This window comes from Photorhabdus tasmaniensis, assembly GCF_011189505.1.
Lineage (GTDB): Bacteria > Pseudomonadota > Gammaproteobacteria > Enterobacterales > Enterobacteriaceae > Photorhabdus > Photorhabdus tasmaniensis.
Genome location: NZ_PUJU01000085.1, coordinates 1 through 8,883, shown reverse-complemented (window position 1 = coordinate 8,883; position 8,883 = coordinate 1). Strand labels below are relative to the sequence as shown.

The window sequence follows — 8,883 nt, the reverse complement described above, 5'->3', positions numbered from 1 at the left end:
CACGTAAGCGCAGGGCCATCGGGATATGATAAGTTTCGCTAACGCCCTCAATCTGTGCCAGGAACCACAAGCGTTGTTGAGCAAATGACAGCGGCAACTCACCCTCACGGGATATCGGCACGATGGCTGGCAGAGTAGGATCCAGTTGACCAGACCGGGCCTGCATGATCTCAGCAAAAGTCATTAAAGTAGGGGATTTAAACAGGGTCGCCAGCGACAGGTTGACACCGAGTGCCGCGACACGGTTCATCACCCGTACCGCCAGCAACGAATGGCCGCCCAGGGCAAAGAAATTGTCATGCCGGCTGATTTGCTCAATCCCCAGGATTTCACGCCAAATCGCGGCCAGTGCGATTTCTGTTTCACCCTGCGGCGCGGCGTAAACCTGACGGGCAACCGCTTCATTGTCCGCTGCCGGCAACGCTTGACGATCCAGCTTGCCGTTCGGGGTTAACGGGAAGGCATCCAGCCGTACAAAGGCCGACGGCACCATATAATCCGGTAAAATGGCACTCAGATAAGTATGTAGGCTATTGACCAGCCCCTCATCCGCAGGTGCCACCACATAAGCCACCAGCCGTTTCTCCTGCCCTTCACCTTGCGCCAATACCACCGATTCACTCACCGCCGGGTGTTCCACCAGTCGGGCTTCTATTTCTCCCGGTTCAATGCGGAAACCGCGGATCTTAACCTGCTGGTCATTACGGCCCAGAAACGCCAGATTGCCGTCCGGCAGATAACGCGCCAAATCCCCGGTGCGGTACATGCGGGCATCCGGTTTATCACTGAATGGATCGATAAGGAAACGGTCCGCCGTCAAGTCAGGGCGATTGAAGTAGCCCCGCGCTACACCTGCCCCCCCGATATAAATCTCTCCCACCACACCCAACGGCACCGGCTGACCATACCTGTCCAGCAAGTAAAGGTTGGTGTTAGCTATCGGACGCCCGATACTTTCAATAACCCGGTCACCCCGCCGCATTGATATCCAGGCAGAATAGGTTGTCGTTTCGGAAGGTCCATAGAGATTACATAACCGTTGTACCGGCGTTTCTGCGAAAATCTGTTCAATTAGGGCACTTTTAAGCGGCTCACCCGCCAGATTGACGGTATGGACCGGAGCCATCAGCGCCTGAGCCTGCAATAGCGGTTTCATTGCCGATGGGACAGAGTTAATCAAACTCACCGGCAGGGTATGCCGCATCAATGACAGAACATCCTCAACCAGATGAATCGCCGCACCACAGGATAACGGCATAAAACATTCGAAAATGGACAGGTCAAAATTCATCGACGTCGAGAACAGTGTCTCACGGATCTCTTCCGCGCCAAAAGCCTGCTGGGCCCAGTGCAAGAAGTTCACTGTATTCCGGTGCTCAATCATCACCCCTTTTGGCATCCCTGTGGAGCCGGAGGTGTAAATCACATACGCCAGGTGCCGGACAGTCAGCGCAGGGACCTGTGGATTACTATCCGGTTGATCAAGCAAGGTATTCGGGTCGAGCACGGTCAGCCCAGCCCGTGTTTCCTCATCCAATCCGGCATGACCGGCTTCATCCGCCAGCACCATAACCGGGGCAGCATCGGTCAAAATATGTGCCAGACGCTCGCCCGGATAAGCCGGATCCAGCGGCACATAAGCCCCACCCGCTTTCAGTACGGCCAACAATGCCACCACCATTGCCGGGGAACGTGATACGCAAATCGCCACCCGCTGGTCCGGCCCGACACCCAGTGCAATCAGCTGATGAGCCAGCCGGTTGGCGCGGGTATTTAATTCGGCATAACGGAGGGTTTGCTCTTCATACACTAACGCGGGCGCATCCGGGGTTTTCTCCACCTGTTGTTCAAACAACTGATGGATACATAACTGGTCAGGGTAAACTGTTTCTGTCGCGTTCCAGGTTTTTAACAACAACGTACGCTCCGCTTCCGGCAGGATGTTCAAGGCTCGTACCGGTGTCTCCGGGGTTTGCTCAAGCGCTTCCACCAGACTTTCCAATGCCTGCTGCATATAACCGCACAGGCTTGCCGGATCAAACGGCTGCACGACCTGAGCAGTCAGCCCTAGGGATCCACCAAAGTCCTCCACTGACAGTATTAACGGATAGTTGGTCCGCTCTTGGGCACCCAGAAATTCAATACTGCTTATGATGTCATCCGATGTTGTCGGCAAAGTATTGTGCCGATAATTCAACAGGCTATTAAAGAGTGGGATATCACCCCTCACCCCGCTGCAACGCTGGGCCAGCGCCAGTGACGCGTGTTCATGTTCCAATAGTTCGGCCAGCCGGGTATGGGCAGCCTGCACGCTATCCCGTACCGAGGTCTCATCGATATCCAGCCGCAGCGGCAAGGTATTGATAAACAACCCCATACTGTTGTCGGCCCCTTCCCCCGCCTGCATACGCCCAAATAGCACGGTGCCAAACACCACTTTCTGTTGATCGCTGGTGCGCGACAATACCTGGGCCCAGGCCAGATGACACAACGCCGCCAAACTGACGCTCAGATGTCTCGCCTGATGCCGCAAACGGTTATTTAGCTCGGCTGACAACATCCGGTAGGATTCCGTCACCTGCGAGCCATCACGATGCACTTCCGTCAAACCAAACGGCAGGGTGGGTTCATCTACCGCCGCTAACATGTCGGTAAAGAAACGGGTGTGTTCTTCCTGACTCACTCCCAACCGGGCTTGTGCCACCAAATTGCGGAACGGTGTCGGTGCAGGCAAACTCTCCTCCTGCCCCGTCAGATACGCCTGTACTTCACGGTGCATCACTTCCATCGTTTCATGATCGCCAATCAGGTGATGCTGTAATTCCAATACAATCCAACGGCCATCAGTTTCCTGAGCAATAACAAAACGCAATAGTGGTGCCTGACTCAGGTCAAGACGATGCTGACTTGGATCAAAACGCCGGGTTAACTGGTCACTGACCGGGCCGTCGGCCGGGTCCAGTGTCAGTTCCGTTACCGACAATTGGGCCTGACGCAAGACCACCTGTGCCGGCACTGACAATTCTTGCCAGATAAAGGCCGTACGTAGAATATCGTGCCGATCAACTACCCGCTGAACCGCCGTCAGGTAACGATCCAACAGAGCCCGGTCAGCAAAGGCCATCTGCTCCACCAACAGATACGGATCCCCTTCGTTTGCCAGTAAGTGGTGGAACAAAATACCATCCTGCAACGGTGACAGGGCATAGATATCCTGGATATTGCCCATCCCGCCCGGCACCTGCCTGATGATGCAGTCAATGTCAGCCTGAATCAGATCGATCAGCGGCAACATCGCCGGCGTCAGTACCGTAGTATCCAGTGTAATATGGTTGTCAGGCACCTGAATTTCATTATGCTGAACCAGAGACTGCGCCAAAATACAGAGTGTTGGATACTGGAATAGCGTTTTTACCGATACACTCAAGCCGATACGCCGCAATCGATCGATCATGCGCACGGCAAGCAGCGAATGCCCCCCCAAGGCAAAGAAGCTGTCATACCGGCTTATCTGTTCAACCCCTAGCAACTCACACCAGACTGCCGCCAGCATCGTTTCCATCTTCCCTTGCGGGGCTTCATAGACCTGACGGGCAAATGCCTCCTCCCCCGGTGCCGGCAACGCCCGGCGATCCAGTTTGCCATTTGGGGTCTGCGGGAAGGTATCCAGCCGCACAAAGGCCGCCGGGATCATATAGTCAGGTAAAACGGCGCTCAGGTGTTCACGCAAACGGGCAGCCAACCCCGCCTGCACTTCCGCTGTCACATAGGCGACCAGCCGTTTTCCTTGCCCATCATCCAGCACTAGCACTGCCGCCTCTTGCACTGCCGGGTGTTCCATCAACCGAGTTTCAATTTCCCCCAGCTCAATACGGAAACCCCGAATTTTCACCTGCTGGTCGTTACGGCCCAAGAATTCCAGGTCACCGTCCGGCAGATAGCGGGCCAAATCCCCAGTACGATACATCCGCGCACCGAATACTGGACTAAAAGGATCCGGTATAAAACGTTCAGCACTCAATTCCGGTTGGTTAAGATAACCCCGTGCTACACCCACTCCGCCAATATACATTTCGCCAACACAACCTAATGGTACTGGCTGACCGTATCTGTCCAACAGGTAAACACAGGTATTTTTAAGTGGTCGGCCGATAGAACTATCATCTGCCGGGGATAAGATATCCTGACAGGTCGCCGTCACGGTATTTTCTGTCGGGCCATATGCGTTCAACAGCCGGGGCCGGTGGATTTCCCGGGCAAACCAGTCCTGAATGGCGCTCTTTTTCACCGCATCACCACCAATGATAATTAACCGGAGACAATCCGGTAGCGGTAATGCACTGTTGTCTCTGGCAATCAGTTCGGACCAAAATAATGTCGGCAGAGACATCACCGTGACACGGTTCTGCCAGGCCAAGGCAATAAATTCCGACATAGAAGCCAGCCAACGGTCATCACGCATGACCAACGTGGCACCATTACATAATGTCGAGAAACATTCTTCCACTGAAACGTCAAAAGCAAAGGAAGCAAATTGCAACATCCGATCTTGCGCCGTGACCGCGTAAGTTTCATTAAAGCCCAAGTGACGCTGATACACCGCCTGATGTTCCACCATCACCCCTTTCGGTTGCCCTGTTGAACCAGAGGTATAGATGACGTAAACCAAGTGCTGTGGCGTCAACGCAGGGATCTGCGGGTTGCAGTCCGACTGGTTTGGCAAAGTATTCGGGTCAAGTACCGTCAGCCTGCCCAACATCTTATCACCCAATGCTGCTCGTCCGGTCGCATCAGCCAACGCCACTGACGGAGTAGTATCATTCAGAATATACGCCAACCGCTCCAACGGATAGGTTGGATCCAACGGCACATAGGCCCCGCCAGATTTCATCACTGCCAGCAATGCCACCACCATTGCCGGGGAACGTGACACACAAATCGCCACCCGCTGATCCGGCTCGACCCCCAGAGCAATCAGTTGATGGGCCAGACGGTTGGCGCGGGCATTTAGTTCGGCATAACTGAGGCTCTGCTCTTCATACACTAACGCCGTCACCTCTGGGGTTCTCTCCACCTGTTGTTCAAACAACTGATGGATACATAATGCCTCAGGATAAGGGGTTTCCGTCGCGTTCCAGGTTTCCAGCAACAGCTTGCGCTCCGCCGGTGCCAGGATATCGATCTCCCCGATCCGCTGTTGAGCATGAGCGGCCATAGCTTGCAGCACCGTGTGCAGATATCCCACCTGTCGCTCCATTGTCGATTGATCAAACAGAGCAGTGGCATAACTCAACGCACCGACAATCCGGCCCTCCTCTTCTGACAAGCCCAGTTCAAGATCAAACTTGATAATATCAACGGCTTGATTGACCGGTGACACTGCCAGCCCCGGTAGTTGCCATGCCGTGCTCTCATTGTTCTGCCAGGCAAACATTACCTGGAACAGCGGGGTATGCGCCAGTCGGCGCGGCGGCTGTACGATTTCCACCACCCGCTCAAATGGTAAATCCTGATGTTCCTGTGCCGCTAAGGCGGTCTGCCGTACACGCGTCAATAATTCAGTCACCGTCAGATCACCTGAAACATCCATGCGTAACGCCAGTGTATTGACAAAGAATCCGATCAACGGCTCCACTTCCTGACGACTGCGGCCTGCACTCGGTGTGCCAATTACCACATCGTCCTGACCTGACAGACGCGACAGGACCACCGTCCAGGCTGACAACAGCGTCATAAATAACGTGACACCGTGCTGCTCACTCAGGCGTTTAAGTGCAGTCGTTAATGCCGTATCCAGGTTAACCGGCACGGCATTCCCGACAAACGACTGCTCAGACGGACGAGGCCGATCAGTAGGCAAATCCAGTAAGACCGGCGCGTCAGCCAGCAGAGTACGCCAATAGTCAGATTGAATCTGAACACGTTCCTCTGACAGCCACTGGCGCTGCCAGGCAGCATAATCCGGGTATTGAATCGCCAGCGGTGGCAAAGGATCCGGTTGCCCGGCCAAAAACGCCGAATAGAGTGCGCTCAGTTCCCCTACCAGCACATCGACAGACCAACCATCGGAAATAATGTGATGCTGGGTGAGCAGGAACCCGTATTCGTCATCGGTAAGCCGGATAAGACTGGCGCGGATCAGCGGGCCACGGTCAAGGTCAAATGATGCGCGGGCTTCCTCGGCGCACAGGCACTCAAGAACACCCTCCGCATCCGGGAGCCCGCGCAGGTCATGTTGAGATAACAGCAAGCCGCCATCCGGTGCCAACAGCCGCACTTGTGGCTGCCCCTCAATAGAGACAAAGACAGAACGTAACGCTTCATGGCGAGCAAACAAAGCGTTAAGTGCTTGCTGCCAAGCGACAATATCCAGCGGACCACGCAAACTCAACGCGATCGGGATATGATAAGTCTCACTGACGCTATCCAGTTGAGCAAGGAACCACAAGCGCTGTTGAGCGAATGACAACGGCAACCCACCCTCGCGGGATATCGGCAGGATGGCGGACAATGCTCTGTCTTGCTTATCAAGCCGGGTAGTGCTGATCTCCTCAGCAAAGGCAGCCAAAGACGGGGATTTGAACAGCCTGGTCAGCGGCAATTCAACATCGAAAGCGGCCATCCGATTCATCACCCGTACCGCCAACAGTGAATGCCCCCCCAGGGCAAAGAAATTATCATGCCGGCTGATCTGTTCAATGCCCAGGATTTCACACCAAATCGCCGCCAGGGCAATTTCCGTTTCTCCCTGCGGTGCCGCGTAAACCTGATGGGCAAACGCCTCTTCGTCCGGTGCTGGCAGCGCACGATGATCCAGCTTACCGTTCGGGGTTTGTGGGAAGGTATCCAGGCGCACAAAGGCCGCCGGGATCATATAATCAGGTAAAATCGCACTCAGGTGCTCACGCAAACAAGCAACTAATCCGTCATTCGCTTCCGCCACCACATAAGCCACCAGTCGTTTATCCTGCCCATCTTCCCGCGCCAGTACCGCCGCCTCTTGTACCGCCGGGTATTCCAGTAACCGGGTTTCAATTTCCCCCAGTTCAATCCGGAAACCCCGGATCTTAACCTGCTGGTCGTTACGGCCCAGGAATTCCAGGTCACCGTCCGGCAGATAACGCGCCAAATCCCCAGTCCGGTACATCTGCGCTCCGAATACCGGATTAAAGGGATCCAGTATAAAACGTTCTGCGCTCAGTTCTGGCCGGTTAAGATAACCCCGCGCCACCCCGACGCCACCAATATACATTTCACCCACACAGCCTAATGGTACCGGTTGACCATATTGGTCCAGCAGGTAGATGCGAGCATTTTTAGCCGGCCGGCCAATAGAATGCGTATCGGCTGGGGATAACACCTCTTTATAGGTCACCGTCACGACATTTTCCGTCGGACCATAACCGTTCAACAACCGGGGCCGGTGGCCTTCCTGCCTGAACCAGTCCTGAATAGCATTCTTTTTGACTGCCTCACCGCCAATGATGATGAGCCGGAGGCAATCCGGCAGCGGTAACCCCGTCTCTCTGGCCGCCAGTTCAGACCAGAATAAAGTTGGCAGCGATACCACTGTAATACGATATTGCTGGGTTAAGGCAATAAATTCCGGCATTGAAGCCAGCCAGCTATCATCGCGAAGAACCAACGTCGCGCCATTGCATAATGACGAGAAAAAATCTTCCACTGAAACATCAAACGCAAAAGCAGAAAATTGCAACAGCCGGTCTTGCTCCGTGACGGCATAGGTCTCATTAAAACCCAGATACCGTTGATAAATCGCCTGATGCTCTACCATCACCCCTTTCGGCTGCCCGGTTGAGCCGGAGGTGTAAATCACATACGCCAGATGCTGAGGCGTCAAAGCCGGGACCTGCGGGTTGCTGTCCGGCTGGTCAGGCAAAATATTCGGGTCAAGTACTGCCAACCCCGCCAACGCCTCTTCGCCCAGCACCGCCCAGCCGGCGGCATCAACCAGGACCACTGATGGAGCCGTATCATTCAGGATATACACCAGACGTTCCCCCGGGTAAGTTGAGTCCAGCGGCACATAAGCGCCACCGGCTTTCAACACGGCTAATAACGCCACCACCATCGCCGGGGAGCGAGCCACGCAAATGGCTACTGGCTGGTCGGGTGTGACACCCAACGCAATCAGTTGATGGGCCAGACGGTTGGCGCTGGCATTTAATTCGGCATAACTGAGCGTCTGCTCTTGATACACCAGCGCCGTCGCCTGTGGAATACGTTCCACCTGTTGCTCGAACAACTGATGAATACATAACGCCTCAGGATAGGCGGTTTCCGTGGCATTCCAGGTTTCCAGCAACAGCGTGCGTTCCGTTTCCGGCAGGATATTCAGCGCCCGTACCGGCGTTTCCGGTGTCTGCTCAAGCGCCTCCACCAGACTCTCCAGCGCCTGCTGCATATAACCGCATATCCGGTCCGGATCAAACGGTTGCACCGCACTTGCCGTCAGTCCCAAAGTGGAACCCCCGTCCTCCACCGACAATCCAAAGGGATAGTTAGTGCTCTCCTGCCCGCCCAGGAATTCAATCCCCTCCATCGTTTCATTCAGCGGATCCGGTTGATCATTATGCCGATAGTTCAGCAGAGCACTAAAGAGCGGCGTACCACTGGCAACCCCGCTGCACCGCTGGGCCAGCGCCAGTGACGCATGTTCATGCGCCAGCAATCCGGCCAGCCGTAAATGGGCCGCCCGCACGCTGTCCCTAACCGGGGTATCATCGATATCCAACCGTAACGGCAGGGTATTGATAAACAGCCCCATCCCATTATCAGCCCCTTCTCCCGCCGCCATGCGCCCAAACAGCACGGTACCAAACACCACTTTCTCCTGACCACTGGTATGTGATAATACCTGGG

General features: G+C 55.0%; 1 protein-coding gene. It reads right to left on the bottom strand.

Features of this window, described 5'->3' with window-relative positions; translation table 11 throughout:
• Positions 1-8,883: non-ribosomal peptide synthetase (locus C5471_RS22095; protein ID WP_166296427.1), on the bottom strand; the 8,883-nt coding region annotated here is incomplete at both ends.